Annotated in this window: 30 protein-coding genes; 16 read left to right on the top strand and 14 right to left on the bottom strand. The window is 71.3% G+C overall.

All coding sequences use genetic code 11. From position 1 onward, the window contains the following. Window positions 1–115 precede the first annotated feature (115 nt). The 5 genes from VGL30_RS18105 to VGL30_RS18085 all read right to left on the bottom strand — a co-directional run bounded on the left by VGL30_RS18105 (window position 116) and on the right by VGL30_RS18085 (window position 4,506). Window positions 116–472, bottom strand: coding sequence for a metalloregulator ArsR/SmtB family transcription factor (locus tag VGL30_RS18105; RefSeq protein ID WP_331541423.1), 357 nt, complete (start codon window positions 470–472; stop codon window positions 116–118). A gap of 142 nt (window positions 473–614) precedes the next feature. Further along, window positions 615–1,520 (bottom strand): SDR family NAD(P)-dependent oxidoreductase, encoded by a 906-nt coding sequence (locus tag VGL30_RS18100; RefSeq protein ID WP_331541422.1) that lies wholly within the window; start codon window positions 1,518–1,520, stop codon window positions 615–617. 153 nt (window positions 1,521–1,673) lie between these two features. After that, window positions 1,674–2,618, bottom strand: coding sequence for an HlyD family secretion protein (locus tag VGL30_RS18095; RefSeq protein ID WP_331541421.1), 945 nt, complete (start codon window positions 2,616–2,618; stop codon window positions 1,674–1,676). Window positions 2,619–2,623: 5 nt separating this feature from the next. Then, entirely contained in the window at window positions 2,624–3,367 is a 744-nt protein-coding gene (locus VGL30_RS18090) for an ABC transporter ATP-binding protein (RefSeq protein WP_331541420.1), read from the bottom strand. Then, complete coding sequence (locus tag VGL30_RS18085) at window positions 3,364–4,506, bottom strand: ABC transporter permease (RefSeq protein WP_331541419.1); 1,143 nt, start codon at window positions 4,504–4,506, stop codon at window positions 3,364–3,366. The genes VGL30_RS18090 and VGL30_RS18085 overlap by 4 nt, the downstream gene beginning before the upstream one ends. 190 nt (window positions 4,507–4,696) lie before the next feature. On the opposite strand from VGL30_RS18085, the gene VGL30_RS18080 reads away from it, so the two are divergent. The 5 genes from VGL30_RS18080 to VGL30_RS18060 all read left to right on the top strand — a co-directional run bounded on the left by VGL30_RS18080 (window position 4,697) and on the right by VGL30_RS18060 (window position 11,047). Then, the gene (locus VGL30_RS18080) at window positions 4,697–5,980 is read left to right on the top strand and encodes a NupC/NupG family nucleoside CNT transporter (protein WP_331541431.1); all 1,284 of its coding nucleotides are present in this window, start codon (window positions 4,697–4,699) and stop codon (window positions 5,978–5,980) included. 17 nt (window positions 5,981–5,997) lie between these two features. After that, window positions 5,998–6,609 carry a glutathione S-transferase family protein gene (locus VGL30_RS18075; protein WP_331541418.1) on the top strand — a complete coding sequence of 204 codons (612 nt, stop codon included), beginning with the start codon at window positions 5,998–6,000 and terminating at the stop codon, window positions 6,607–6,609. Continuing rightward, window positions 6,606–7,133, top strand: a complete 528-nt coding sequence (locus tag VGL30_RS18070; protein ID WP_331541417.1) for a hypothetical protein — start codon at window positions 6,606–6,608, stop codon at window positions 7,131–7,133. Before VGL30_RS18075 ends, VGL30_RS18070 begins: the two co-directional genes overlap by 4 nt. A 312-nt stretch (window positions 7,134–7,445) precedes the next feature. Next, window positions 7,446–10,670 (top strand): ATP-binding protein, encoded by a 3,225-nt coding sequence (locus tag VGL30_RS18065; protein ID WP_331541416.1) that lies wholly within the window; start codon window positions 7,446–7,448, stop codon window positions 10,668–10,670. Beyond that, window positions 10,667–11,047, top strand: a complete 381-nt coding sequence (locus VGL30_RS18060; RefSeq protein WP_331541415.1) for a response regulator — start codon at window positions 10,667–10,669, stop codon at window positions 11,045–11,047. Before VGL30_RS18065 ends, VGL30_RS18060 begins: the two co-directional genes overlap by 4 nt. 40 nt (window positions 11,048–11,087) lie before the next feature. Here the strand turns inward: VGL30_RS18060 and VGL30_RS18055 are convergent, their stop codons facing one another. Together VGL30_RS18055 and VGL30_RS18050 are read right to left on the bottom strand one after the other, a co-directional pair. Continuing rightward, window positions 11,088–12,086 (bottom strand): MsnO8 family LLM class oxidoreductase, encoded by a 999-nt coding sequence (locus VGL30_RS18055; RefSeq protein ID WP_331541414.1) that lies wholly within the window; start codon window positions 12,084–12,086, stop codon window positions 11,088–11,090. Then, complete coding sequence (locus tag VGL30_RS18050; protein WP_331541413.1) at window positions 12,083–12,559, bottom strand: PaaI family thioesterase; 477 nt, start codon at window positions 12,557–12,559, stop codon at window positions 12,083–12,085. The genes VGL30_RS18055 and VGL30_RS18050 overlap by 4 nt, the downstream gene beginning before the upstream one ends. Before the next feature lie 153 nt (window positions 12,560–12,712). On the opposite strand from VGL30_RS18050, the gene VGL30_RS18045 reads away from it, so the two are divergent. From VGL30_RS18045 to VGL30_RS18000, 10 genes are read left to right on the top strand one after another with little or no spacing between them, the layout of a single operon-like run. Continuing rightward, a complete protein-coding gene (locus tag VGL30_RS18045) occupies window positions 12,713–13,234 on the top strand; it encodes a hypothetical protein (RefSeq protein WP_331541412.1) in 522 nt (173 codons plus the stop codon). Then, the gene (locus VGL30_RS18040) at window positions 13,234–14,382 is read left to right on the top strand and encodes an acyl-CoA dehydrogenase family protein (RefSeq protein WP_331541411.1); all 1,149 of its coding nucleotides are present in this window, start codon (window positions 13,234–13,236) and stop codon (window positions 14,380–14,382) included. The genes VGL30_RS18045 and VGL30_RS18040 overlap by 1 nt, the downstream gene beginning before the upstream one ends. 52 nt (window positions 14,383–14,434) lie before the next feature. Then, a complete protein-coding gene (locus VGL30_RS18035; protein WP_331541410.1) occupies window positions 14,435–14,617 on the top strand; it encodes a hypothetical protein in 183 nt (60 codons plus the stop codon). Between the two features lie 17 nt (window positions 14,618–14,634). After that, window positions 14,635–14,919, top strand: a complete 285-nt coding sequence (locus tag VGL30_RS18030; RefSeq protein ID WP_331541409.1) for a type II toxin-antitoxin system prevent-host-death family antitoxin — start codon at window positions 14,635–14,637, stop codon at window positions 14,917–14,919. A gap of 2 nt (window positions 14,920–14,921) precedes the next feature. Further along, a complete protein-coding gene (locus VGL30_RS18025; protein ID WP_331541408.1) occupies window positions 14,922–15,293 on the top strand; it encodes a type II toxin-antitoxin system VapC family toxin in 372 nt (123 codons plus the stop codon). Window position 15,294: 1 nt separating this feature from the next. Further along, complete coding sequence (locus VGL30_RS18020; RefSeq protein WP_331541407.1) at window positions 15,295–15,555, top strand: DUF3253 domain-containing protein; 261 nt, start codon at window positions 15,295–15,297, stop codon at window positions 15,553–15,555. Beyond that, complete coding sequence (locus tag VGL30_RS18015) at window positions 15,552–16,190, top strand: glutathione S-transferase family protein (protein ID WP_331541406.1); 639 nt, start codon at window positions 15,552–15,554, stop codon at window positions 16,188–16,190. The genes VGL30_RS18020 and VGL30_RS18015 overlap by 4 nt, the downstream gene beginning before the upstream one ends. 23 nt (window positions 16,191–16,213) lie before the next feature. Further along, a complete protein-coding gene (locus tag VGL30_RS18010; protein WP_331541405.1) occupies window positions 16,214–16,795 on the top strand; it encodes a uracil-DNA glycosylase family protein in 582 nt (193 codons plus the stop codon). Between the two features lie 5 nt (window positions 16,796–16,800). Further along, window positions 16,801–17,832 carry an alpha/beta fold hydrolase gene (locus VGL30_RS18005; RefSeq protein ID WP_331541404.1) on the top strand — a complete coding sequence of 344 codons (1,032 nt, stop codon included), beginning with the start codon at window positions 16,801–16,803 and terminating at the stop codon, window positions 17,830–17,832. Then, window positions 17,829–18,893 carry a Leu/Phe/Val dehydrogenase gene (locus tag VGL30_RS18000; RefSeq protein ID WP_331541403.1) on the top strand — a complete coding sequence of 355 codons (1,065 nt, stop codon included), beginning with the start codon at window positions 17,829–17,831 and terminating at the stop codon, window positions 18,891–18,893. Before VGL30_RS18005 ends, VGL30_RS18000 begins: the two co-directional genes overlap by 4 nt. Here VGL30_RS18000 and VGL30_RS17995 read toward each other — a convergent pair. The 4 genes from VGL30_RS17995 to VGL30_RS17980 all read right to left on the bottom strand — a co-directional run bounded on the left by VGL30_RS17995 (window position 18,890) and on the right by VGL30_RS17980 (window position 22,161). Continuing rightward, window positions 18,890–20,206: an MFS transporter gene (locus VGL30_RS17995; protein WP_331541402.1), complete on the bottom strand. Its 1,317-nt coding sequence runs from the start codon at window positions 20,204–20,206 to the stop codon at window positions 18,890–18,892. The two genes, VGL30_RS18000 and VGL30_RS17995, sit on opposite strands and share 4 nt — an antisense overlap. A gap of 152 nt (window positions 20,207–20,358) precedes the next feature. Next, window positions 20,359–21,030, bottom strand: coding sequence for a TetR family transcriptional regulator (locus VGL30_RS17990; protein WP_331541401.1), 672 nt, complete (start codon window positions 21,028–21,030; stop codon window positions 20,359–20,361). 97 nt (window positions 21,031–21,127) lie between these two features. After that, on the bottom strand, window positions 21,128–21,271 hold the full coding sequence (locus tag VGL30_RS17985) for a hypothetical protein (RefSeq protein WP_331541400.1): 144 nt from the start codon (window positions 21,269–21,271) through the stop codon (window positions 21,128–21,130). Window positions 21,272–21,285: 14 nt separating this feature from the next. Beyond that, complete coding sequence (locus tag VGL30_RS17980; RefSeq protein WP_331541399.1) at window positions 21,286–22,161, bottom strand: transglutaminase family protein; 876 nt, start codon at window positions 22,159–22,161, stop codon at window positions 21,286–21,288. A gap of 127 nt (window positions 22,162–22,288) precedes the next feature. Here VGL30_RS17980 and VGL30_RS17975 point away from each other — a divergent pair, with 127 nt between their 5' ends. Then, entirely contained in the window at window positions 22,289–23,665 is a 1,377-nt protein-coding gene (locus VGL30_RS17975; RefSeq protein ID WP_331541398.1) for a UdgX family uracil-DNA binding protein, read from the top strand. A gap of 9 nt (window positions 23,666–23,674) precedes the next feature. On the opposite strand, the gene VGL30_RS17970 is transcribed toward VGL30_RS17975, so the two are convergent. The 3 genes from VGL30_RS17970 to VGL30_RS17960 form a co-directional block, all read right to left on the bottom strand. Continuing rightward, entirely contained in the window at window positions 23,675–24,331 is a 657-nt protein-coding gene (locus tag VGL30_RS17970; protein ID WP_331541397.1) for a TetR/AcrR family transcriptional regulator, read from the bottom strand. A gap of 16 nt (window positions 24,332–24,347) precedes the next feature. Continuing rightward, a complete protein-coding gene (locus tag VGL30_RS17965; protein WP_331541396.1) occupies window positions 24,348–25,523 on the bottom strand; it encodes a VWA domain-containing protein in 1,176 nt (391 codons plus the stop codon). Window positions 25,524–25,618: 95 nt separating this feature from the next. Then, window positions 25,619–26,113: a recombinase family protein gene (locus VGL30_RS17960; protein ID WP_331541395.1), complete on the bottom strand. Its 495-nt coding sequence runs from the start codon at window positions 26,111–26,113 to the stop codon at window positions 25,619–25,621. Window positions 26,114–26,243 lie beyond the last annotated feature (130 nt).

Below are 26,243 nucleotides of genomic sequence, written 5' to 3'. Positions count from 1 at the left end.
CTTGTCATCCGGCGAAAGCCTCGCCGTCTCGATGAGCTGGATGCGCACGTCTAGCGGAAGGGGGCGTCGCAGGTGCGTTCGATCGCGAAGGACGCGTGCACGACGGTGCGTCGGGTCATCGGGTCTGCTCAGGATCGTTAGCCGTGGCGGCCAGGTCGTCGCCGAGGCGGTCGAGGCGCCGCTCCCACAGCTTGCGCCGCTCGCGCCGTTCGCTGATCCAGCGCTCGGCCAGGGTCAGCGCGGCCGGCTCGATGCGGCAGGTGCGCACCCGGCCGGCCTTCTCCGAACGGACCAGGCCGCTGGCCTCCAGCACCGCCAGGTGCTGGACGATGGCCGAGAGCGAGATGTCGAACGGCCGGGCGAGCTCGCTCACCGAGGCGGGGCCCTCGGTGAGCCGCTCGACCATGCCGCGGCGGGTGGGGTCGGCCAGGGCCTGGTACATGGCGTCGAGCCGGGCGCTTTCGTGAAGCATATACTTAAGTATCACGCCGCGAGGAGGCGGGCAAGGGGAACAGGCCGGCGGCCCTGCATGTCAGCCGGGCGGTTCAGAGAGACACCTCATCCGACCTGCTTCGCCGGCCGCCCTCTCCCGCAAGGGAAGAAGCGCGCGGGCTTCAGCCGCCCTGCAGCTTGCGGAAGATCTTGGCGACCTGTTCGCCGGCGTTGCCGTAGGGGTGCTGGTTCGCCGGGTCGCTGATCGCAGCCCAGTTGTCGCGGACCTCCTCGCCGGAAAGGCCGCCGTCGCCCAGGTAGACGCCTTCGGTCTCGTAGACCCGGGCCACGGAGAACACGCCGCCGCCGGCCACCAGGACCGCGCCGGCCGGAGCCTCCTCGGAAGCCAGGAAGACCACGCCCGGGGTGACGTATTCCGGACTCAACCGGGTCAGCATCTCCGGCGGCAGGATGCCCTCGGTCATGCGGGTGGCGGCCACCGGGCAGATGGCGTTGAGGTGGATGTTGTTCTTCTGCCCCTCGAGGTTCAGCGATTTCATCAGGCCGACCACGCCCAGCTTGGCGGCGCCGTAGTTGGACTGGCCGAAGTTGCCGTAAAGGCCGGTGGCGGAGGTGGTGACGACGATGCGGCCGTAGTTCTGCTGGCGCATGATCTCCCAGACCGCCTTGACCGGCTTGACCGTGCCCATCAGGTGGACGTCGACGACGATATCGAAGTCGGCGATCTCCATCTTGGCGAACGACTTGTCGCGCAGGATGCCGGCGTTGGCGACCAGGACGTCGATGCGGCCCCATTCCGCCATGGCGTCGGCGACCATGCGGGCGACGCCGGCGTCGTCGGTGACCGAGGAGCCGTTGGCGATGGCCTGGCCGCCGGCCGCCCTGATCTCGTCCACCACCGCCCTGGCCGCCTCCGAGCCGCCGCCGGAGCCGTCCACCGCCCCGCCCAGGTCGTTGACCACCACCTTCGCCCCCCGCCGGGCGAACTCCAGGGCGTGCTGGCGGCCGAGGCCGCTGCCGGCGCCGGTGACGATGACGACCTTGTCGTCGAAGCGGATGTCCGCCATGGGGGCCTCGTGAGCTCGATGAAAAATGCGGCGCAAGTTCTGCGGAGGCGGGCGCGCGGCGTCAAGACGCTCCGGAGCAAGATCCGCCATCTGGTTCCTCTTCCTCCGGCATCGGGGAGAGAGGCCAGCGGGGAATGCGGAGAGCCCGGCGGCTCAGGTCCGGGGGCGCAGGAACTTCACCAGCACGCGCTGGCCGATGAGGAAGGGGGCGCCGTCGGCGCTGACCACCACCTCGACCACCCGCTCGTCGGCCCGCTCGGAGGGGTCGTCGGAGTCCAGCTTGCGGGCGCCGAACACCGCCGCCCGGCGCAGGACGCGGCCGGCGTAGGCTTTGCCGGGGTCGGATTCGGGCGAGATCTGCACCGTCTGGGCCACCGCCACCACCGGCAGGGCGCTTTCCGAGAGCTCGGCGCGGACGATCCGGCGGCTGTTGGGCTCCAGCTCGAACATGGTGGAGACATTGAGGGTGGAGGCGCCGGAGCCGGGGTTGGCGTAGCGGCGGGCGATGCGGCCGTCGACGGGGGCGCGGACCACCGTGAGCTCGAGGTTGTAGCGGGCCTCGGCCAGGCGGGCCTGGGCGGCGGCCACGGCGGCGCGCTGGGCCTGCAGGCCGGCCTCGGCCTGGCGGACGGTGTCGCCCGCCTGGTCCAGGCGCTGGGCGGCGATGAAGTTGGAGGCGGCCAGCCCCTTCATCCGCGCGTACTCCCGCCGGGCGGTGGAAAGCTGGAGATCGCCCAGGACGGTCTGGGCGCGGGCCTGTTCGAGGTCGGCGGCGGCGCTGTCGGCGGCCAGGCGGGGCTCGTCGTCCTCCTGGCGGGCCAGCGCCTGGCCGCGGACCACGGCGTCGCCCTCCTGCACCAGGACGTCGCGGACGATGCCGGCGCGGCGGGCGGCCACCTGGATGACGCCGCCTTCCACGTCGGCCTTGCCGTTGGCGATCGCCACATAGGGCCCGCCGGGCGGGATCGCCGTCGCGGCGCCGCTCGCCTGCCGCCGGGCCTGGTGGGTCTGGCTGGCCATCACCACGCCGCCGGCGCCCAGCACGAGGACGCAGACCGAAACGATCCAGAAGGCGCTGCGGCGGAAGAGGGGGGGCATGGGGCTCAGGCTCCGGAGCGCGCGGCGCGCGGATGGCGGACGAGGACGGGGGCGGGCCCTATGCGGCGGTCCTCGCGGATCCGGCCGTCCTCGAGGCGGATGATGCGGTCGGCGTAGTCTTCCAGCCGCGGATCGTGGGTGACGCAGACTACCGCCGCGCCGCGGTCCTTGGCCGCGCGTTGCAACAGATAGGCGACCACCTGGCCGCTCTCGCCGTCCAGCGCGCTGGTGGGCTCGTCGGCGAAGACCAGGTCGGGGGCCTTGGCCATCGCCCGGGCGATGGCGACGCGCTGCTTCTCGCCGCCGGACAGCTCGGCCGGGCGCTGGTGCAGGCGCGGCGTGAGGCCCACGTCGTCGAGGGCGGCCTCGGCGCGGGCGCGGGCGTCGCGGGCGGAAAGGCCCGTGTGGCGCAGGATCACCGCCACCTGCTCCAGGGCGGTGAGCGCCGGGAACAGGTTGAAGCCCTGGAAGATGAAGCCGCAGTGGGCGAGGCGGAAGCGGTCGAGCTCCTCGGCCGACCGGCTCCAGAGGTTCTGGCCCAGGGCCGTCACCTGGCCGGCGTCGGGCTTCAGCAGGCCGGAGAGGGCGGCCACCAGCGTCGACTTGCCGGAACCGGAGGGGCCCATGACCATGGTCACGTCGCCGTGGCGCGCCTCGAAGTCGACGCCCTTCAGCACCGCCACCTGGGCGCGGCCGGCCTTGAAGCGCTTGACCAGGCCGGTGGCGACGATGGCGGGGACGGCGGTCAACGCAGCAGATCCGCCGGCTGGGCTTTCCGCAGCACGCCCATCGACATCATGCCGGACCCGAGCGCGATCAGCAGCAGGAGGACGGCCACGCAGGCGACCCAGGGGACCGGGAAGCTCATGGGCAGGCCGCTCAGCGCGCCGGCCTGGGCGACCAGGAAGGTGAAGCCCGCCGCGAGCGCCAGGCCCGCGACGCCCACCCACAGGGACAGTTCCAGCACGATCAGCCGCAGCGCCTTCAGCGGCACGCCCAGGGCGCGCAGACTGGCGAATTCGCGCACGTTGGACAGGATGGCGCCGCGCAGGGTCTGGGAGGTGACGCCGACGCCGATCAGCAAGGAGAGGAACAGGGAGAAGCCCAGCATCAGGCCGATGACCTGATGCTTGATCATGGCGCCCTCGTTGGCGCGGGCCAGATCCTGGCGGGTCCAGGCGCGGTAGGCGCCCCGGGACACCGCGTTGAGCTGGTCGCGTACCGCCAGGGTCCGCGAGGGATCCTTCAGCGCCACCAGCAGGGGGCCGGTGGTTTCGTTGCGCACGCCGACCCCCAGCATCCGCATGGTGTCGCGCGACATCACCACGCTGACCTGGTTGATGTCGGCGTAGCCGTCGAGCAGGGCCGCGACGCGGACCGTGCGGCCGGCGAGCAGGGCGCGGTCGCCGAGCCTGGCGCCCAGGCGGCCCAGCGCCGTGCGGTCGACGGCGACGGCGTAGGGCTCCATCAGCGCCACCCGGACAGACTCGCCGTAGTCGACGGGCAGGGTGACGGCGCCCAGGCGCGGGTCCACCGCGCGCATGGCGACGTTGAGGGCCACCTGCTTGCCGCCGGGACCGGGGATGTTGAGCCAGGGCGCGCCGGCGCCGTCGAAGCTCGCCACCTCGGCGACCTCGGGGTTGAGGTAGATCTGCGGGGCGATGCGGGCCGGCAGGGCGGCGGGGCCGTTCTCCACCAGGCTCTCGCGCTTGGGCGGCATGATGACGATCTGGGCCCGCGAGCGGTCGATGGTGGCGGTGACCGCGTGCACGATGCCGGTGAACATCCCCACCTGCGCCAGGACCAGCAGGCCCGAGAAGGCCAGCGCGATCACCGCCGCCAGATAGCGCCGCCATTCGTGCACGAGGGTGGCCAGGGCCAGGGACATCCGAAACTCCGATCGCCCGGCATAGGTCCATAAGCCTTCCAACCGGGTTAACTCCGCGTAACGGAAGTCGTTTTGCGGGCGGGAGGCGCGGCCGCCGAAAGCCCGCCTTGCGCGGCGCGACGGCTTGCTACTCAATCGATATTTCGGCCCGCCGGCCTTCGCCCGCGGCCCGGGCGGGGGCCGTGGCGAGATGTTCCGACCGGAGAACGCGCAGAGCCTGGCGGGCGTGGCGCTGGTGATCGGCCTCTGCTGGGCGCTGTCGGAGAACCGGCGGCGGTTTCCCTGGAAGCTGGCGATCGGGGCGGTGGCGATCCAGGCGCTGCTGGTGCTGGCGCTGTTCGGCGTGCCGGCGCTGCAGGCGGGGCTGGCCGGCGTCGGCGGGGCGGTGGACGGGCTGGCGAGCAGCACCCAGGCGGGGGTGGCGTTCGTGTTCGGCTTCCTGGCCGGGACACCCCGCCAGCCCTATCCGCTCAGCGACCCGGGCTCGCTGTTCATCTTCGCCTTCCGGGTGCTGCCGGTGATCCTGGTGGTCTGCGCGGCCTCGGCCCTGCTGTGGCACTGGCGCATCCTGAAGTGGGTGACGCAAGCCTTCGGATTCATTTTCGAAAAGACCATGGGCCTGCGCGGCGCGCCGGCGCTGGCGACGGCGGCCACGGTGTTCATGGGCCAGGTGGAGGGGCCGATCTTCATCCGCAGCTACCTGGCCGGCCTGTCGCGTTCGGAGCTGTTCATGCTGATCGCCGTGGGCATGGCCTGCGTCTCCGGCTCGACCATGGTGGCCTATGCGACGATCCTGAAGGACGTGCTGCCCAACGCGGCGGCGCACGTACTGACCGCCTCGATCATCTCGGCGCCGGCGGGCGTGCTGCTGGCCCGCATCCTGGTGCCGCGGGATCCGGAGAGCGAGCGGCCCGAGACGCTCGACCTCTCCGAGACCAAGACCTACGACAGCTCGGTGGACGCGCTGATCAGGGGCACGTCCGACGGGCTGCAGATCGTGCTGAACGTGGCCGCCACCCTGATCGTCTTCGTGGCGCTGGTGGCGATGGTCAACGGGGCGCTGGGCCTGTTCCCGCCGGTGGGCGGGGCGCCGCTGTCGGTGGAGCGGGGCCTGGGGCTGGCGTTCGCGCCGCTCGCCTGGTCGATGGGGATCGCCCGGCATGACGCGCCCTTCGCCGGCTCGCTGCTGGGGGTGAAGCTGGTGCTGACCGAGTTCACAGCCTTCATCCGCCTGGGGGCGACGCCGATAGGGGCGATCGAGCCCAGGACGCGGGTGATCCTGACCTATGCGCTCTGCGGCTTCGCCAACGTGGCCTCGGTGGGAATCAACGTCGCCGGCTATTCGGTGCTGGCGCCGGAGCGCCGGGGCGAGATCATGGGCATGGTGTGGAAGGCGATGATGGCCGGTTTCCTGGCCACCTGCCTCACCGCCTCGGTGGTGGGAGCGCTGCCGGGGGCGCTGTTCGGCCTGTGAGGCCGCAGGAGGCGAAGATGAAGCTCTACGACACGCCGGGCGCGCCCAACCCCCGCCGGGTGCGGTGGGTCATGGTGGAGAAGGGGATCGAGGACATGGAGATCGTCACCCTCGACATCATGGCGGGCGCGCACAAGACGCCGGACTACCTGGCCCGCGCCGGCCTGCCCAACGTGCCGGCGCTGGAGATGGACGACGGGACGACGATCACCGAGTCGCTGGCGATCTGCCGTTACCTGGAGAGCCGCTATCCGGAGCCGAACCTGTTCGGCCGCACGCCGCAGGAGGCGGCGGTCATCGAGATGTGGACCCGGCGGGCGGAGATGATGGTGGCCGTGCCGCTGATGCTGGGAGTGCGCCACAGCCACCGGGCGCTGGCGGTGCTGGAGAGCCAAGTCCCGGCGGTGGCGACGTTCAACCGCGACGCCGGGCTGGCGGCCCTGGCGCTGCTGGACAGGCGGCTGGAGGAGAGCGAGTGGCTGGGCGCAGGACGGCTGACCATCGCCGATATCGTAGCCTTCGTCGGCATCGATTTCGCCCGCATGATCAAGCTGCGGCCGCCGGAATCGCTTGTGAACCTGGGCCGCTGGGCGGCGGCGATGCGCAGCCGGCCGGGGGCGGCGCTGTGAGGCGGACGGCGGTGTTTGCGGCGGCGCTGGCGCTGGCGGGCGCTGCGCAGGCCCAGGCCTGGGCCCAGACGCTCACCGTGCGTGGGCTGGACGGCACGGCCAGGAGCCTGACGGCCGCCGAGATCGCCGTCCTGCCGCGGGGCGAGGCGGAGCTGGTCGAGGACGGCAAGTCGCACCGCTACGAGGGCGCCTCGCTGACGGCGGTGCTGCGGGCCGGCGGCCTGCCGATGGGGGCGCGGCTGCATGGCGACCCGCTGAAGGCCTATCTGGTGGCGGAGGGGGCCGACGGCTTCCAGGCGGTGTATTCCCTGGCCGAGGTCGACCGCGACTTCCACGGCGACAGCGTGATCCTGGCCGACCGGGTGGACGGCCAGCCGCTGCCGGCCAGGCAGGCGCCCTGGCGGGTGGTCTCGTCGAGGGACCGGAAGGGGTGGCGGGCGGTCTATGCGGTCACCCACCTCGAGGCCCGCTCGATCGCGCCCGCGGGCGGAACGGGGCCGGCGATGGACCACGGCGCGCACTGACGCGCTCCGCACTTCGGGGCCGCACAGCCCGGACGCCGAAGAAGCTCGCTCTACCCACGGTTACGCCTTAGGCTGGATTCAGCGACTCGGTCCGGCGACCGCAAGCCGTTGCGCGGCGTGCGCGAGCAATACAACTAACCGTAACATTGTGGCGGGATGCAACTGTGCATTAAGATTCACGAATGTTAGCCTCCTTCTTCGGGCGGGATCCCAAGGCGATGGCTTCGCCGCTGGCGCCGGCGTGAGGTCATGGAAACTGAGACGAGGAAATCATCGCCCGGGGCTCCCGCCTTTCTCTCGGGCGGCGGCGAGATGGCGCTGCTGATCGGGTCCACCGACTGGTCGAATACGCCGCTGGGGCCTATCGAGGCCTGGCCGCAGAGCCTGAAGACCACCGTAAGTCTCTGCCTGGCTTCGAATTTTCCGATCAACATCATCTGGGGTCCGGAGCACAGCCAGATCTACAACGACGGCTATCGGGTGGTGTGCGGCGCGGCCCATCCGATCGCGCTCGGCGAGGCCTACACCAAGACCTGGGCCTCGGCGTGGCCGGCGATCGGCCAGCCCTTCGACGACGCCCTGGCGGGGAAGACCTCCTACCTCGAGAACCAGCGGATGTTCCTGTTCCGCAACGGCTACCTGGAAGAGACCTTCTTCACCTTCTCGATCAGCCCGATCCGCGACGAGAGCGGGGGGATCGGCGGCCTGTTCCACCCGGTGACGGAGACCACGCCCAGCATGCTGGCCGAGCGCCGGACGCGCCTGCTGCGCGACCTGAACGCCCGGCTGGGGGACGCGCGCACCACCGGCGAGGTGTTCGCCCGGGCGGTGGAGGTGTTCGCGGACCACGCTTTCGATCTGCCGTTCGTGCTGATCTACGACCTGAGCGCGGGGGCCGGGGCGCCGCGGCTGGCGGGGTTCACCGGCCTGGGCGGCGGGCGGGACGCCGGGCCCGGTCCGCCCTTCGAGCCGGGCTCGCCATGGATGGGGACGCTGGCGCGGTTGAAGCGCCCGGCCGAGTTCGACGATATCCCCTGGGAGGCGGCCGCCCGTTGCGGCCCCTACGACGAGCCGCCGGGGCGGGCGCTGGTGTTTCCGATCCGCGTCCCGGGCGCGGCCGCGCCGGTGGCGCTTCTGCTGGCCGGGGCGAGCCCGCGCCTGCCGCTGAACGACGCCTACCGGGACTTCTTCGGCCTGCTGGGCGCCGCCGTCGCCGCCGGCGTGGCCAACGCCAGGACCTATGAAGAGGCGCGCGAGCGGGCCGAGATGCTGGCGGCGCTCGACCATGCCAAGACCGCCTTCTTCTCCAACGTCAGCCACGAGTTCCGCACGCCGCTGACCCTGATGCTGGGGCCGATCGAGGACGCCCTGGACGACGCCGCCGGCCTGCCGCCGGCGCAGCGGGAGCGGCTGGACGTGGCGCACCGCAACGCGCTGCGGCTGCTCAAGCTGGTGAACTCGCTGCTGGACTTCGCGCGCATCGAGGCGGGGCGGACGCGGGCGCGGTTCGAGCCCACGGCGCTGGACGCGGTGACCGCGGATCTGGCCAGCACCTTCCGGTCGGCCTGCGAACGGGCGGGGCTGGCGCTGGTCGTCGACTGCCCGCCGCTGCCGGAGCCGGTCCATGTGGACCGCGACATGTGGGAGAAGGTGGTCCTCAACCTGGTCTCAAACGCCTTCAAGTTCACGCTGCAGGGCCGGATCGCCGTCGCCCTGCACGCCCGGGGCGACACGGTGGAGCTGACGGTGGCGGACACCGGGGTGGGCATCCCCGAGGCGGAGGCGCCGCGGGTGTTCGAGCGCTTCCACCGGATCGAGGGACAGGGCGGCCGCACCCACGAGGGCACCGGCATCGGCCTGGCGCTGGTGGCCGAGCTGGCGAAGCTGCACGGCGGAACGGCGGCGGTCGAGAGCCGGCTGGGGGAGGGGTCGACCTTCCGGGTGACGATCCCGCGCGGGACGGCGCACCTGCCGCGCGACCACGTGACGGCCAGCGCGCCGCTCGCCCCCACCACGGTGCAGGCGGGCGCCTTCGTGGCCGAGGCGCTGCGCTGGCTGCCCGACGACGGCCGCGCCGCCGGGAAGGACGATGCGCTGGCCGCGGCGCCAGGCTCGCCGCGGGTGGTGCTGGCCGACGACAACGCCGACATGCGCGCCTACGTCAGGCGGCTTCTGGAAGCGGGCGGCTATGTGGTCGAGGCGGTGGAGAACGGCCGCGCCGCCCTGGAGGCCGTGCGGCGCGGCCCGCCGCCGGACCTGGTGCTGAGCGACGTGATGATGCCGGAGCTCGACGGCTTCGAGCTGCTGGCCGAGCTCCGCGCCGACCCGGCGCTGGAGGGGCTGCTGGTGGTGCTGCTGTCGGCGCGGGCGGGCGAGGAAGCGCGGCTGGAGGGGCTGGCGGCCGGCGCCGACGACTATCTGGTCAAGCCGTTCAGCGCCCGGGAGCTGCGGGCGCGGATCGACGGAGCGATCCGGCTGTCGCGCCAGCGCCGGGAGGCGGGCGAACGCGAGCGGCGCCTGGGCGTCGAGATCGCCGAGGCGCGCAGCCAGGCGGCGCTGCGCCAGTCGGAGCTGCGCCTGGAGCTGGCGATGCAGGCCGCCCGCCTGGGCGGCTGGGAGCAGGACCTGGCGACCGGCGAGCTCACGCCCTCCGACCACCTGCGGGCCATCCTGGGGGTTGCGGCCCACGAGCCGTTCGCCAGCCAGGACCACCTGGCGGCCCGGGTGCATCCCGACGATCGGCGACGGCGGCGGGAGGCGATCGAACACGCTGTCGCCAGCGCCGCCGACCTGGAGGTGGAATATCGGGTGCAGCGTCCCGACGGGCAGGTGCGCTGGATCCTGGAGCGCGGGCGGGCGGCCTACGACAACGGCGTGGCGACCCGGCTGGCGGGCGTCTCGCTGGACATCACCGAGCGCAAGGACGCCGAGGCGCACCTGCGGCTGGTGCTCGACGAGTTGAACCACCGGGTGAAGAACACCCTGGCCACCGTGCAGTCGATCGCCTCCCAGACCCTGCGCCACACCCCCGACCCGCTGGCGTTCAGCGCCGCCTTCCTGGAGCGGATCTATGCGCTGGCCCGGGCGCACGAGATGCTGAGCGACGCGGCCTGGCAGGGGGCGTCGCTGGCCGACGTGATCGACCGGACGCTGGCCGTCCACACCCTGAACGGCGAGTCCGGGGAGGTGACGCTGGGCGGGCCCGCGGTGAACCTGGGCCCGACGGCGGCGGTGACGCTGAACATGGCGTTCCACGAACTGGCCACCAACGCCACCAAGTACGGGGCGCTGTCGCAGGCCGGCGGCCGGATCGCGATCGACTGGGGCATGGACGAGCCCGGGGCCATCATCATCAACTGGCGGGAGTCCGGCGGGCCGCCGGTCAGCGTGCCGAGCCGGCGGGGCTTCGGCTCGCGGCTGATCGAGCAGGGGCTGACCCGCGAGCTGGGGGGAGAGGCGCAGATGACCTTCCTGCCGGACGGCCTGTGGTGCCGCCTGCGCCTGCCGCTGTCATCGAAGCTCTCCGTGGCGGCATGACCGCGCCGCTCCAGGGTGTCCGCCTGCTGCTCGTTGAAGACGAGGCGATGGTGGCGATCATGCTGGAGGAGATGCTGAAGGGCCTGGGCTGCGAGGTGGTGGGGGTGGCCGGCAGCGTCGCCCAGGGGCTGGACGCCCTCGAGGAGGCCGACCGGCGGCTGGATGCGGCGATCCTCGACGTGAACCTTGGGGGAGAGAAGGTCTATCCGGTGGCCGACAGGCTGGCGGCCAAGGGCGTGCCGTACATATTCTCCACCGGCTACGGCCTGGCCGGCATCGCGCAGGGCTACGCCCGCGTCCCGGCGCTGGCCAAGCCGTACGGGCCGGAGGCGCTGGAGGAGACGCTGCTGACGGTGCTGGGAGACCGGGCGGGGTAGGGGGCGATGAGCAGGATCTCGATCCGCGTCCTCCGCGAGATCAGCCGTCGGCGGCCTTGATCAGTTCCAGGGAGCGGATGCGGTCGGCCAGGGTGGGGCCGGTGGCGAGGATGAAGACTTCGTCGGCCTCGGCGGCCGCGGCCTTGGCGGCCAGGCGGGCGCGGACCGTGGCGGGGTCCGAGGCGATGCTGCGGGTCTCGACGGCCGCCAGGCGCGGATCGTTCCGGAAGCCGGCGAGGAAGTCCTCGGCCTCCTCGACCGAGGGGAACCGGCGCTGTCGGCCCATCGCCGTGGCGAGCTGGGAGGCGCGGCGCGGGGCGTCGAGGCGCTTCGCCGCCTCGACGGTGGGGGCGGCGATCGCCGCCACGGCGATCCCGGTCCAGGGGGTCTCGCGGAAAGGGGAGGGGCGGAAGGCCTTGCGGTAGGCGGCCGCCGCCTCGCCGCCCTCGCGCTGGGCGATGAACTCCGAATAGATCATGCCGACACCGGCCTGACCGGCCAGGATGGCGCTGTCCGCCGAGGAGCAGAGCAGGAACACGTCCGGGTGCGAGGGGCCGGTCGGGCTGGCGTGAACGTCATGCAGCGGATGGCCGGGGCCGATCGGCTCCTTGCCGGCGGCGTCGAGCAGCCAGGCGCAGAGCAGGGCGAAATAGTGGGGGAAGGCCTCGGAGCCGGCCGAGCGCAGGGCGGCGCCGGTGCGGGGATCGGTTCCCAGCGCCCGGCCGAGGCCGAGGTCGATGCGGCCGGGAGCCAGGGCCTCCAGGGCCATGAACACCTCCGCGACCTTCAGGGGCGAGTGGTTGACCAGCATCACTCCGCCCGAGCCCAGGCGGATGGTGGTCGTCACCTGGGTCAGGGCCGCGATCAGCACTTCCGGCCCCGGCGAGGCGACGCCGGGGATGTTGTGGTGCTCGGAGACCCAGAAGCGATGGTAGCCCAGGCGCTCGGCGGCCTTGGCGGCTTCGAGGGTGTCGCGCAGGGCCTGGGCCTGGGCGTCGCGCCCGGAGACGATGGAGAGGTCGAGGACGGAGAGGATCATGACGGCGTCCGGATCTCCGGGCGGGACCCGGTCTTCTTGATCACCGCCTGGAAGCTCATCACCGGCTCGTCCGCCGAGGTGATCATGCCGCGGACGAAGACCATGGAGCGGCCGGCCTTCACCACCTCGCCGGAGCATTCCACCAACGCGCCGACGCCCACCCCGCCCAGGAAGTCGCCGGTGAAGGAGGCGGTGACGGCGGTCGAGCCCTGCAGGATGTCGTAGGCGATGACGAACAGGCAGAAGTCGGCGAAGGTCATCACGCAGCCGCCGTGCAGGCCGCCGGAGGCGTTCATGTGCCTGGGCTCGGTACGGAAGGCGCATCTCGCGCGGCCATCCGCGTCCCTGCGGGTGTAGAAGGGACCGGAGAGCGCTTCGAACGGGTCGTTGGCCCAATGCGCCCAGCCGGCCCAGGGCCCCTCGGCGATCGGCCGCAGGGTCCAGATGTCCGCGTCGGGCGCGCCGCCGTCCATGCAAGTCTCCGCCGGGTTTGCCCTGCGCCGGTTCGACGCCTAGGTTGCCGCCGATTTTCGGCTGGGCAGGACGCACGGCCTATTCGCGGAGATGGCAGGTTGCAAGGGCGGACTTCGGATCGGGCGGCCGCCGCCTCGCCGGGAGCCTGAGGGGTGCGCGCGGCCCAGATCGCCGGTTGCCTGGCGGCCGCCCTGGCGCCGGCCGCGCCCGCGCCGGCGGCGCAGTCCGCCGTCTCCGTCGACGGACGCTCGCTGTCGCTTCATTCCGGCGAGCGGGTGGTGGTGCGGCTGCAGGCCGGCGGCGTGCTCGCCCTGGTGTCCGCCGTCCCGGCGGCCGCCTCCGAGGCCGAGCCGCCGAAGCCCCGATCGCCCGCGAAGGACGACGCCGGCCCCGCGCCCGGGACCATCGCCCTGACGCTCGGCGTCGAGGGGGCGCGGACCCTGCTGAAGATCGACAGCGGCCTGTCGCAGGCCTTCGACTACCGCGCGACGCTGCGCCGGGACGGCGCGGCGGCCGGCGAGGCCGTTGGCGTCTGCACCGTCCTGCCGCTGCTGGCCAGTTGGGAGCACTGGCCCTATGGGGTGCGCTCCCTCACCCTCTCCGGGTTCGCGACCCGGCCGACCAACGAGGTCGTCTGCCCCGAACCGCCCGCCTCACAGGAGACTTCGCCCTAATGGCCCTCGACGCCGAAACCCGCACACAGCTGCTCGACACCCTGCGCCGGTTCGTCACCGAGCGGCTGCGCCCGCTGGAGGCCAAGGTCTCGGAGGACGACCGCATCCCCGACGAGGTGCTGGAGGAGATGAAGGCCCTGGGCCTCTTCGGCCTGACGATCCCGGAAGAATACGGCGGCCTCGACCTCTCCTCGGAGGACGAGTGCCTGGCGATCATCGAGATGGGCCGCGTCAGCCCCGCCTTCCGCTCGGCCTTCGGCACCAATGTCGGCATCGGCAGCCAGGGCCTCGTCATGTTCGGCACCGAGGCGCAGAAACAGAAGTACCTGCCGGGCGTCGCCTCGGGCGAGATCGTCACCTCCTTCTGTCTCACCGAGCCTGAAGCCGGCTCCGATTCCGGCTCCGTCCAGACCCGGGCGACCCGCGACGGCGACCACTACGTGCTCAACGGGACGAAGCGCTACATCACCAACGCCGCGCGGGCGGGCCTCTACACCGTCATGGCGCGGACCGATCCCGAGAAGAAGGGCGGCTCGGGCGTCAGCGCGATCCTGGTCGAGCGGAACACGCCCGGCATCACGATCGGCAAGCCCGAGAAGAAGATGGGCCAGCAGGGCGCCCACATCCACGACGTCATCTTCGAGAACGCCCGCGTGCCGGTGGAAAACCGCCTGGGCGGCGAGGGCGAGGGCTTCAAGGTGGCCATGCAGGTGCTGGACCGCGGCCGGCTGCACGTCGGCGCGCTGTGCATCGGCATGGCGGAACGGCTGATCGCCGACAGCGTGGCCTACGCCCGGGAGCGCAGGCAGTTCGGCCAGCCCATCGCGAGCTTCCAGCTGATTCAGGGCATGATCGCGGACTCGAAGACGGAGGCGATGGCCGCCAAGGCGCTGCTGCTCGACAGCGCCCGCAAGCGCGACGCCGGAGAGCCGGTGATCCTGGAGGCGGCGGCCTCCAAATACTATTGCTCGGAGATGGTGGGCCGCGTGGCCGACCGGGCGGTGCAGATCTTCGGCGGGGCTGGCTACGTCGCCGACCACGGCATCGAGCGCTGTTATCGCGACGTGCGCATCTTCCGCATCTACGAGGGCACCAGCCAGGTCCAGCAGGTGATCATCGCCCGGGAGACGATGAAGCAGGGCGGGTGACGGCCGTCACGGCGCTGAGCTGAAACGTCGCCCGGCGGACGGTTGGGCGGTCGTGGATGAACTCATCGCCCAGCGGCGTCTCCGCGCTGCGCCGGAGATGGGCGCCATCCATGTGGCGGAGCAACGGGAGATACTCGGCCGCCTGCATCGGTTGGAAATCACACCCGAGACAGTGCAGGCGCTCCCGCTCGCGCGATTGGTCGGCGAGGGCGCCTTGCGAAAAGACCAGATCTAGCTTAGCTTAGCTAAGTCATGATCGTCGCCAATATCCATCGCGCCAAGACCCACCTCTCCAAGCTCATCGAGCAGGCGGAGGCCGGCGAGGAGGTGGTCATCGCACGGAACGGGAAGCCTACGGTCCGGTTGACGCCGATCAATCCGAAGGCGGCGGCGACAAGGCGGGCGGATGGCTTGCCTGCGTGGATGGGCTCTCTTCGGGGCCAGATCGTCATCGGTCCAGACTTCGACGCGGCGGATGCCGAGATCGCCGCGGCTTTTGAGGAGAGCGTGAACGACGACGGTGACCTCGGCCGGTGAGGGTGCTGCTCGACACACATGTCCTGTTGTGGAGCTTCGCGGAGCCGGAACGCCTGGGAACGGAAGCGGCCGAGGCTTTCCGGAGCCTCGTCACAGCAACCGTCGTGAGCGCCGCCAGTCTCTGGGAAATTGCGATCAAGCGTGCGGCGGGCCGGTTGGCGGCGCCGGACGACTTCCCCGACATCGTGCGAACGATTGGGCATGAGATCCTGCCGATCCGGGCGGAGCACGCCTGGAGGGCGGGCGCCTTGCCGCCACACCATCGTGACCCGTTCGACCGGTTGCTGGTGGCGCAGGCCGAGGTGGAGAACCTGACGCTGATGACGCACGATCGTGCCTTGGCGCCCTATGGCATCAAGGTCATATGGGCCTGACGTGAACCTCGAAGCCACCCTCCTCGACATGCTCGCCGCCCTGCCGCCCGGCAAGTCCGCGTCGCCGGAGGAGGTGGCGCGGGCAGCCGATCCGGAGGGGTGGCGCCGGCAGCTGCCGCGGGTCCGGGCGATCGCCAGAGGCCTGGCGCGGGAGGGGCGGCTGGTCATATTGCGCCACAACAAGCCCGCCGATCCGGAGACGTTCCGGGGCGTCTATCGACTGCGGCTGCCACAGGCTGAAGAAGTTGGAGTTAAGCCATGAAACTGTTTGGGTCTTCTGGATCTCCATACGTCCGGAAGGTGCTGGCCTTCGCGGACGAGAAGGGCATCGAGCTGGAGGTGGTCGCGGCCGGGATCGGCGCCGCGCCGCCGGGGTTCCGGGAGGCGAGCCCGTTCGGCAAGATGCCGGCGTTCCAGGACGGGGATTTCATGATCTCCGACTCCTCCGCGATCATCACCTACCTCGACGCGATCCGGCCGGAACCGAACCTGATCCCGCTGGAGCCCAAGGCGCGGGCGCGGGTCATCTGGTTCGAGGAATACGCCGACACCATCCTCACCTCCTGCGGGGCGAAGATCATGTTCAACCGGTTCATCTCGCCGCGCTTCCTCGGCAAGCCGGGGGACGAGGTCGTGGCCGCGGCGGCGGAGCAGGACGAGCTGCCGCCGATCCTCGATTACCTGGAGCGGGTGATCCCGGAGTCCGGCTGGCTGGTGGAGGACCGGCTGACCTTGGCGGACCTGGCGGTGGCCAGCCCGATCGGCACCCTGATGCACCTGGACTGGCGACTGGACCCGAAGCTGTATCCGAAGGCCGCGGCCTATGCGGACAAGGTGCTGGCGCGGCCGTCGCTGGCCCGCTGGATCGCCCAGGAGCGGGCCGCTTTCGGAACCTGACGGCTCGCGCCTATATGGCGGGGATGAGCCTTGAGAGCGTCCTGGCGGACATCCGCGCCTGCCGCGCCTGCGCGGGCGAGCTGCCGCTCGAACCGCGGCCGGTGGTGCGGGTGAGGCCCGAGACGCGGTTGCTGATCTGCGGCCAGGCGCCGGGACAGCGGGTGCACGACAGCGGCCTGCCGTTCGACGACCCGTCCGGCGACCGGCTGCGCGGCTGGCTGGGGATGGACCGCGAGACCTTCTACGGCCACCCGGCCATCGGGGTGGCGGCGATGGCCTTCTGCTTTCCGGGGACCGATCCCAGGGGCGGCGACTTCCCGCCGCCGAAGCGGTGCGCCGAGCTGTGGCGGCCGCGGCTGCTGGCGGCCCTGCCGAAGGTGGAGCTGACGCTGCTGGTGGGCGCCCACGCCCAGGCCTGGGCGCTGGGCAAGGGTTCGATGACCGCGACCGTGCGGGCCTGGCGCGAGCGCCTGCCGGGGGTACTGCCCCTGCCGCATCCGTCGTGGCGCAACACCGCCTGGCTGAAGCGAAACCCGTGGTTCGAGGCCGAGGTGACGCCCTATCTTCGCAGCGCCGCCGCAAGCATTCTGGCGCGGCCGTCATAGGGTCCATGCAGCGCCTTCTGGTCATCCTCGCCGCCATGATGCTCACCGCCTGCACGCCGCTGGTGGTGCAGCAGGCGGGCGCGCCGCCGCTGGGCTTCCAGGGGCCGCGCCTCGAGGCGGATGCGGTGGTCAGCTTCGACGGCGCGCGGCTGGGCCTCAGCCGTTGGGAGGCCAAGGGAGAGCCCTGGGCGGTGGTGGTCGCCGTCCATGGGATGAACGACTACGCCAACGCCTTCCACATGGCCGCCCCCGCCTGGGCGGAAGCGGGGGTGACCACCTACGCCTACGACCAGCGCGGCTTCGGCCGCTCGCCGCTGCGGGGGGTCTGGGGCGGCGACGACCTGATGGACGAGGACCTGCGCACCGTCGTGGGCCTGGTGCGGATGCGCTATCCGCACGCGATCCTGGCGGTGGCGGGCGAGAGCCTGGGCGGCTCGGTGGCGATCGAGACCTTCGCGTCGGACCGGCCGCCGCCGGCCGACCGGCTGGTGCTGATGTCGCCCGGCGTGTGGGGCTTCTCGACCCAGCCGCTGCCCAACAAGACGCTGCTGTGGTTCGCCGCGCGGTTCACCGGGCCCAGAGTCTACACCCCGCCGGACTGGCTCGCCAAACACATCCATCCCACGGACAACCATGAGGAACTGGTCGCCATGGGGCGCGACCCGCTGATGATCTGGGGCTCGCGGTCGGACACCCTCTACGGGGTGGTGCGGATGATGGAGCGAGCCTATGACGCCACGGGGCGGACGCGCGTGCCCACCCTCTACCTCTACGGCGCGAACGACGAGATCATCCCGAAGAAGGCGGCGTTCCGCGCGGCCCGAAAGCTGAGGCCCGCCGACCGGTCGGCCTACTATGCGCAGGGCTGGCACCTGCTGACCCGGGACCACCAGCGGGCGACGGTCATTGAAGACATCCTGGCTTTCCTGCGCGACCCGCAGGGGCCGCTGCCCTCGCACCCGCCGACCATTCCCGGCGCGGCCACGCAACCCAACGCCACCGTCGCCTCCACCCCTGTCCTCGAGCCTGCCCAATGACCCTGTTCGATTCCCCCGCCTTCGAGGGCCACGAGGGCGTGCACGCCTTCCATGATGCGGCGACGGGGCTGAAGTGCCTGATCGCGGTGCATTCCACCGCGTTGGGACCGGCGGCGGGGGGCTGCCGGATGTGGGCCTATCCGACCGCGGAGGCGGCGCTGGAGGACGCGCTGCGCCTGTCGCGGGCGATGTCCTACAAGAACGCCATCGCCGGGATCGACCTGGGCGGCGGCAAGGCGGTGATCATCGGAGACTCCCGCACCCAGAAGACGCCGGCGCTGTTCGAGGCGTTCGGTCGGGCGGTGGAGGACCTTTGCGGCCGCTACTGGGCGGCGGAGGACGTGGGCGTCTCGCCGGCGGACCTGATCCACGCCCGCAGGTTCAGCCGGCATGTGGCGGGGCTGGAGGGCCACCCGGCGGCGTCGGGCGACCCCAGTCCGGTGACCGCCGACGGCGTGTTCCGCGGCATCGAGTTGTGCGTGCGCCGGGCCCTGGGACGGAAGCTGGACGGCGTGACGGTGGCGATCCAGGGGGTGGGCCACGTGGGCGGACTGCTGGCCGAGCGGCTGCATCGGGCGGGGGCGAAGCTGATCGTCACCGACGTGCATGCACAGGCTGTGGACGAGGTGGCGCGCCGCACCGGGGCGAAGGTCGTGGCGCCGGGCGCCATCTTCGACGCGGAGGCCGAGGTGTTCGCCCCCTGCGCGCTTGGCGGGGCGGTGAGCGCCGAGACCCTGCCCAGGCTGCGCGCGAAGGTGATCGCCGGCGGGGCCAACAACCAGCTCGCCGACCCGGAGATCGGCCGGGCTGTGTTCGCCCGCGGGATCGTCTACGCCCCCGATTTCGTGATCAACGGCGGCGGGATCATCAACGTGGCCGGCGAGATCCGCGCGCTCGAGCGGGAGGAGGGCTTCGATCCCGCCTGGGTGGGGGACAAGGTCGCCATGCTGATGCGCACGCTGGAGCAGGTGCTGGACCGTTCGCAGGCGGAGGCGAGGCCCGCCCACGAGATCGCGATCGAGATGGCCAGGGCGCGGATCGAGGCGGCGCGGCGGGTCTAGGCCGGCTTGGCGCGCCGCGGTTCGCCCATGGCCGGCAGCAGCAGGACCGCCAGCGCCAGGAAGGCGATGGAGGCGCCGAACACCGCCGGGAAACCCAGGTGGTCGGCCATCACCCCGCCCGCCAGCGGGCCCGTGGTGGCCATGATCGCCTCGGCCGTGGTGGAAAGCCCCAGGCGCATGGGGATGTCGTCGCGGACCCCGAACTCCAGCACCATGGTCTGGGCCGCCATCTGGTAGCCGGATTGCGCGGCGCCCAGGCCGAAGAAGGCCAGGGCGATGGCGGGTGTCGCATGCACGGTCATCAGCAGCACGGTGGCGCCGATCCAGGTCACCAGGGAGAACAGCAGCACCCGGCGGAAGCCCGCCTTGTCGCCGGTGTAGCCCCAGACGAGGTTCGAGAGCATGTCGGCGCCCAGGAAGGCGACGGACAGCAGTCCCAGCGTCCCGCCGCTCAGCGGGATCAGCTGCCCCACGTAGAGGATGTAGAACGGCGTGGCGATGCGGCCCGCGGTGGCCAGCATCTGCACGATCAGGAACAGCATGAAGCTGCGGTCGCCCGCCAGCAGGCGCGGGAAGTCGCGCAGGCGTTCGCGCAGCCGCGCGCGCGCCGCGACCGTGGGCGGCTCCGGCTCGCGGATCAGGATGCGGAAGAAGCTGATGCCCAGGCTGGTGGCGACGAAGGCCAGCAGGAAGGTCAGCGGATAGCCGTGGCCGAAAAGGTCGGGCTCGATCAGGTACTTCCCGGCGCAGTAGGCCATCAGGGCAGCGATCAGGCCGCCGGCGGCGCTGCGCCAGGCCTGCAGCCGGCCGCGGCGACTGATCGGGACGACCTTGGCCATCAGGACCTGGAACACCACCCGCTGGATGCCCATGAAGACGCCGAGGAAGAACATCATCACGAGCAGGCCGGTCACCAGCGCCTGGCCGCGCAACCACCAGCCGCAGAGCGCCATCCCCAGGATGGCGAGCCGCCCCAGCCCCCCCATCCACATGGCCGTGGGCAGCAGCCTGGTCTTGTGCTCCACCTTGGAGGCGCCCAGGATCGGGGTCAGCACGCCGCCCAACTGCTGCAGGGCGAGGCCCAGGCCGACAATGGCGCTGGAGCCGGAGACGGCGTGGAGATAGGCCGGCAGGAATGTCGGCGCGTTCACCAGCCGCCAGCCGGTGGCGCCCAGGGCGCCGTGCAGGAAGTTGGCCAGGTAGTTCCGCTTCAGGTTGTCCCAGACGAACGCCTCATAGGCGCTCTCACGCTCAGCGAGGCTCGGGCCCGCGGCCGCCTCGACGGGTTCTGCTCGTCCGTCCAATCGCGTCACGCCGGCGGGCGTCCTCGTGACGCGCGGCGGCTGCCCCTAGTTGCTGCCTGGTCGCTCTGTCGTATCAGAGTTCGACGCGGCGGCGGAAGCAGGCTTCGGCGGCGAACCCCGGCCATGGACAAGCCGCGGCGCGGCGCCTCAGGATGGCCGATTTAAAAATAACCATCGAGGCTGGCGAGCGCCGACCTGACGCTGTCGGCGACCGGAGCGGTGATCACGGCGGTGGCGGTGTCGAGGGCGTCCTGGACGAGCTGGTCGTCGATCGCCAGCTTGCGGCCCTGGCGGTCACGCTGCACCAGGCCGGTCAACACCAGGGCCGAGGCGGCGAGCCGACGGTCCACCAGCAGGGGCGCCGGCACGTGCGGGGTGACGTCCATCAGCCGATCCAGGACGATGCGCGTCACCGGCGCGAAGGCGTCGATGTCGGAGCGAATGCGGTAGCCATCCGCGCTCTGCTGCAACGCCAGCAGGAAGGCGGCGTAGGCGCGGCGGCCGTCTCGATCGCGCAGGCCGGCGATCGGCCGGTAGATGATCTCCACCAGGGTGCGCGGGTCGTCGGCGAGGCCCGCCCGCGTCGCGGCCTCCAGAAGCGGCCTGCGGAGCCGCTCGAGCTCGGCCAGCCGCACCTGGAAGATCGCGCTCACCAGCCCGGCCTTATCGCCGAAGTGATACTGGACGGCGAAATTGTTGGAAAAGCCGGCAGCCGACACGATCTGCCGAAGCGACACCGCCTCGAGCCCGTAGTCGCCGAACAGCCGCTCGGCCGCCTGGATCATGGCGTCCTTGGCGACCGCCGCCCGCTTGTCGCTTCGAAGCGCGGCCATGTGCTCTATCCCGGGACAGCGCCCGCCAGTCCATCCGGCATAGCGGGACAGTCCTGGCGCCGCAAGCGGCTCCGGCGAAGCCGCGGAACCCGCGTCCTCAGTGGGCCGGCCGCGGCTCGAAGCTGCGCTGCTTGGTCAGGCGGAGCACTTCCGGGTCGGTCTTACGACCGTGCTGGGGCTTGGGCGCCGAGCGCAGGAAGACCTGGCTGGCGAGCTGTTGCTGCTGAAACGGCTGGGTCACCGTCATTCCTCCCTTCAGGCCGCCGCCATCAACGTGGTCGGCCGGACGTCCACGTGGACGTCCAGGCGGGCGTCGCCGCCGTCGCCATATATCACACCGCGCACCGGCGCGGCTTCCCCCGGCGTGCGGCTGACCGCCACCGGGATCAGGTCGGCGGATTCCGCCAGGCCGTTGGTGGGGTCGAACTCGATCCAGCCCAGGTCGGGCAGGAAAACCTCACACCAGGCGTGGGTGGCCCCGGCGCCGCGCACCTGGCTGACCGCGGGCGAATACAGGTAGCCGGTGACGAAGCGGGCGGCGAAGCCCAGCCGGCGCAGCGCCTCCACCATCAGCCAGCCGAAGTCGCGGCAGGTCCCGGCCTGCAGCGCCACGGTGTGGGCCGGTTCCTGGCAGCCTTCCTCGTAGCGGACGCTGTAGGCGAAGCCGTCGTGGATGGCGCCGTTGAGGCGCAGCAGGAAGTCCAGCGCCGGCTCGTCGGGACGGCCCATGCAGCTCTTGATCCACTTCAGCAGCCGCCCGTCCGTGTCCTCGCTGGTCGGCTCGATGAACGGCGCCAGCACCGGTCGGTCGGCCGGGTCGTAGACGATGGGCGTCACGGTCTGCGGGTCGTCGATGCGCAGCGGCGACAACGGCGTGGGAAAGCGCTCGATCACCAGCTCGCTGACGATGGACAGCCGGTCGGATGCGCCCTCCAGGGTCAGCCAGCAGACGCTGTTGCCCAGGGCGTCATAGCTCCACCGCGTCTCGCCCGACGGGGAAAACGCCAGCGAGGCCTCCGTCACCCGGATCGCGTGGCTGTCGCGCGGCCGGATCAGCAGCCTGTGGGGCGCGAACCGCACCGGGCGCTGGTAGCTGTAGCGCGTCTCGTGGAGGATGGTGAACCGGGTCATGCGTCGGCGGAACCCGCTCGCCGGGGCGGGGTTCCCCGAGCCGGCAAAAAGACGGCCAGGCGAATCCATGGACAGAACAAAACAAGAACACTAAACTCGGCCGCATGGTGGTCATGGACTTCTTCTGATGCGGGTGGTGCGGCTGGCCTCCGAGACCGACTTCGCCGGCTGGCGCGCCGCGGCGCGAACGCTGCGGGCGGCGGGGGTCGCGCCGGAAGGGGCGATCTGGACGGTGGACGGGTCGGGCGGCCTGTCCGCGTCCCAGGCGGGCGGCGGGCGGGACGACGTGAGCTTCACCGTGCCACGGGGGTTCCTGCAGCTGGCGGCGCCGGCGGCGCTGCACCGTTCGCCGGAGCGGTTCGCGCTGCTCTACCGTATCCTGTGGCGGCTGGGGCGGGAGCCGGACCTGCTGCGTCTCTCCGCCGACCCGGACGTGGCGAAGGCGCGCGCCTTCGCCCAGGCGGTCGATCGGGCGGCGCATAAGATGAAGGCCTTCGTGGACTTCCACCGGGTGGAGGAGCCGGAGACCTTCGCCGCCTGGTACGAGCCGGCGCACCGGGTGGCGGAGCGCACGGCGCCGTTCTTCGTGCGCCGCTTCGCCGGCAAGCGGTTTTCGCTGCTGACCCCGGACGTCTGCCTGCATTGGGACGGCGAGGCGCTGGCCGTCACGCCGGGCGCCGACCCGGCCGACGCCCCGGCGGGCGACAGCCTGGAGGACTATTGGCGCGCCCACTACGCCTCGGTCTTCGACCCTGTGCGGCGGAACCTGCCGGCGCCCCGGCTCATTCCAGAACCGGTCGAAAGCGCCGAAAGCCGCACCGCCGCCATGGTCAGCCACCCAGCTCCGGAACCTTCCCGCCGCGCCGTCCGCGCCGCCCTGCGCCACAGCCGCGATGCGTCCTACGAGGACGGCGGCCCTACCAGCCTGGAGGAGGTGGCGGCCGGCGTGGATGCGTGCCGCCGCTGCGACCTCTGGCGCAACGCCACCCAAGGCGTGCCGGGAGAGGGCCAGGCGGGGGCGCGGCTGATGCTGGTGGGGGAGCAGCCGGGCGACCGGGAGGACCTGGCCGGGCGGCCCTTCGTGGGGCCGGCGGGGCAGGTGCTGGACAAGGCGCTGGCGGCGGCCGGCGCGCCACGCGGGGAGACCTACGTCACCAATGCGGTCAAGCACTTCAAGCACGAACTGCGCGGCAAGCGGCGGCTGCACAAGACCCCCGACGCCGGCGAGGTCGCCGCCTGCCGCTGGTGGCTGGACCACGAGCGCGCCATCGTCCGCCCGCGGGTGATCGTGGCCCTGGGGGCGACAGCGGCCCAGGCGGCGTTCGGCCGCCCGGTCCCGATCGGCAAGTCCCGCGGCCAGGCGCTGCAGCTGTCCGACCAGGCGCAGGGGGTGGTGACCTACCATCCCTCCTACCTGCTGCGGCTGCCCGACGCCGATGCCAAGGCCAAGGCTTTCGAGCTGTTCGTCCAGGACCTGAAGTTCGCCTGGTCGCTGGTCGGCTGACCGCGCCGCTCAGGCCGCGAAGCCGGCCTCGGCGAAGTCCAGCATCCGGGAGAGCAGGGCGTCCGTCTCGTCCTCGCGGGTGAGCCCGCCGGAGAGGATGCGCAGGCGGTCGAACTCGACGAAGCGGTTGTTGTGCAGCACGCCCAGGCAGAAGTGCAATCGCCAGTAGACGTCCTCAGGTGGCAGGTCGGGCCGGGCGCGCAGCAGGGCCTCGGCGAAGCGCTCCAGGTGCGAGACGTCGCGCTGCAGGGCCTCGCGCATCCGGGCGGTGCCTTCGGTGCGGGCGCGGAAGATGAACTGCAGCGCGATGCGCCGCTCATGCCCGGGCGCGGCCCAGCGGAGCGGCGGGGCGAACAGGGCGGCCAGGATCTCGCGCACCGGCGGACGGCCGGCGTGGCGGTCGTTGGCCATGTGCAGCATCCGCGCCCGCTCGCGGTTCAGCTCCGTGGTGCGCCGGCGGAAGATCTCGTAGAGCAGGGCGTCCTTGCCCCCGAAGTGGTAGTTCACCGACGCCAGGTTGACCCCCGCCTGGGCGGTGATGTCGCGCACCGAGACGGTCTGGAAGCCGTGCAGGGCGAACAGGCGCTCGGCGGCGGACAGCACCGCGGTCCTGGTGGCGGCTCCGGCCTCGTGGTCCAGGGCGGGCTCGACTTGCGGATCGCTCACCGCGACGGCCGCCGGCTCAGCGCGAGAGCTCGCGCATGGCCTTGTCGAGGCCATCGATGGTCAGCGGGTACATCCGGTCGCCCATGATCTGGCGCATCACCTCCACCGAGGGCGTGTAGTCCCAGTGGCGCTCAGCGGTGGGATTGAGCCAGACGGCGTGCTCGAAGATGCGGGTGGCCCGCTCCAGCCAGACGGCGCCGGCCTCCTCGTTCCAGTGCTCCACCGAGCCGCCGGGGTAGGTGATCTCGTAGGGGCTCATGGTGGCGTCGCCCACGAAGATCATCTTGTAGTCCGCGGGGAACTTGTGGAGCACGTCCCAGGTGGGGATCTTTTCCGTGTGCCGCCGGCGGTTGTCCTTCCACACCGACTCGTAGAGGCAGTTGTGGAAGTAGTAGAACTCCATGTTCTTGAACTCGGTGCGCGCAGCGGAGAACAGCTCCTCGCAGAGCTTGATGTGGGCGTCCATCGAGCCGCCGATGTCGAGGAACAGCAGCACGCTGATCTTGTTGCGCCGTTCGGGGCGCATGTGGATGTCGAGATAGCCCTTCTCGGCGGTGCCCTGGATGGTGCCATCCATGTCGAGCTCTTCCTGGGCGCCCTCCCGGACCCATTTGCGCAGGCGCCGCAGCGCGATCTTGATGTTGCGGGTGCCGAGCTCGACGGAGTCGTCGAGGTTCTTGTACTCGCGCTTGTCCCAGACCTTCACCGCCCGGCCGTGACGGCCCTTCTCCTGGCCGATGCGCACGCCCACGGGGTGGTAGCCGTTGGCGCCGAAGGGCGACGTGCCGCCGGTCCCGATCATCTTGGAGCCGCCCTCGTGGCGCTCCTTCTGCTCGCGGATGCGCTCGGCCAGCTGCTCCATCAGCGCGTCGAAGCCGCCCAGGGCCTCGATCTGCGCCTTTTCTTCCTCGGTGAGGAACTTCTCGCTCATGATCCGCAGCCACTCGGCCGGGATGTCGGGATTGCCCTGGGGGTCGAGCGTCTCCAGACCCTTGAAGACATGGCTGAACACCTGGTCGAAGCGGTCGAGGTTCTTCTCGTCCTTCACCAGGGCGGCGCGCGAGAGGTAGTAGAAGTCGTCGACCGTGCGGTCGATGACCGCCTTGTCCAGCGCCTCCATGAGCGCCAGGTACTCTTTCAGCGTCACCGGCACCTTGTTTTGGCGCAGCTCGGTGAAGAAACGCATGAACATCGGGGCCCGGTCCTCGGCGGCGGTTCGAACGGTTGTTTGACCGCAAAGGATGGGGCCGGGCGGCCCCAGTGTCCAGTCTCAGGCAGCGTCCAGTCTCAGGCAGCCTGGGTCCTGAGCTTGCGCCAGACGGTCATCCGCGAGACGCCGAGCCGCCGGGCGATCTCCACCGGACCGATGCCGGCCTCCTGCAGGGCCAGAATCTCGTCGGTCGAGGGCGCGCCCCGCCGCCGGGGCGCCGACAACGGCTCCAGCGAGGCCACCGCCTGCAGGGCGGCCCGCAGCGCGCGACCGCCTTCACCGGCGCTGCAGATCTCGGGCTCCACCACGAACAGGGTGGCGCCCTTGCATTCCAGCCGGTCGATCACCTGCAGCAAGCTGCGAGTGCAGTGGGCCAGGTGCTCCAGCCGGGTGACCACCAGCTGGTCGCCCTCGCCGATAAAGTCGAGGATGGAGGTCAGCATCGCCGAACCGTCGGCCATGTAGCCCGCAGGTTCCTCGGCCCGGACCACGTGGCAGCCTATCGCCTTCAGCGCCGCGGTGTCGTCCGCCGAGCATGAGTCACGAAGACGCACATAACCAATTCGAAGCATGCGCCCCGCCCGATCGCCAGCCGCCAGTTGCTGCCCGAAAATACGCAAATACACGCCATCCGCCAAGAGCGCAGGGTGTTAATTCGTCGCAATATTTGGTTGGTTATCAATGATTACCACCCTGCTAAGG

Origin of the sequence: Phenylobacterium sp. (genome assembly GCF_036502675.1) — a bacterium.
Taxonomy (GTDB): Bacteria; Pseudomonadota; Alphaproteobacteria; order Caulobacterales; family Caulobacteraceae; genus Phenylobacterium.
The sequence above is the reverse complement of the archived record's forward strand: the minus strand, read 5'-3'. Positions and strand labels throughout refer to the sequence as shown.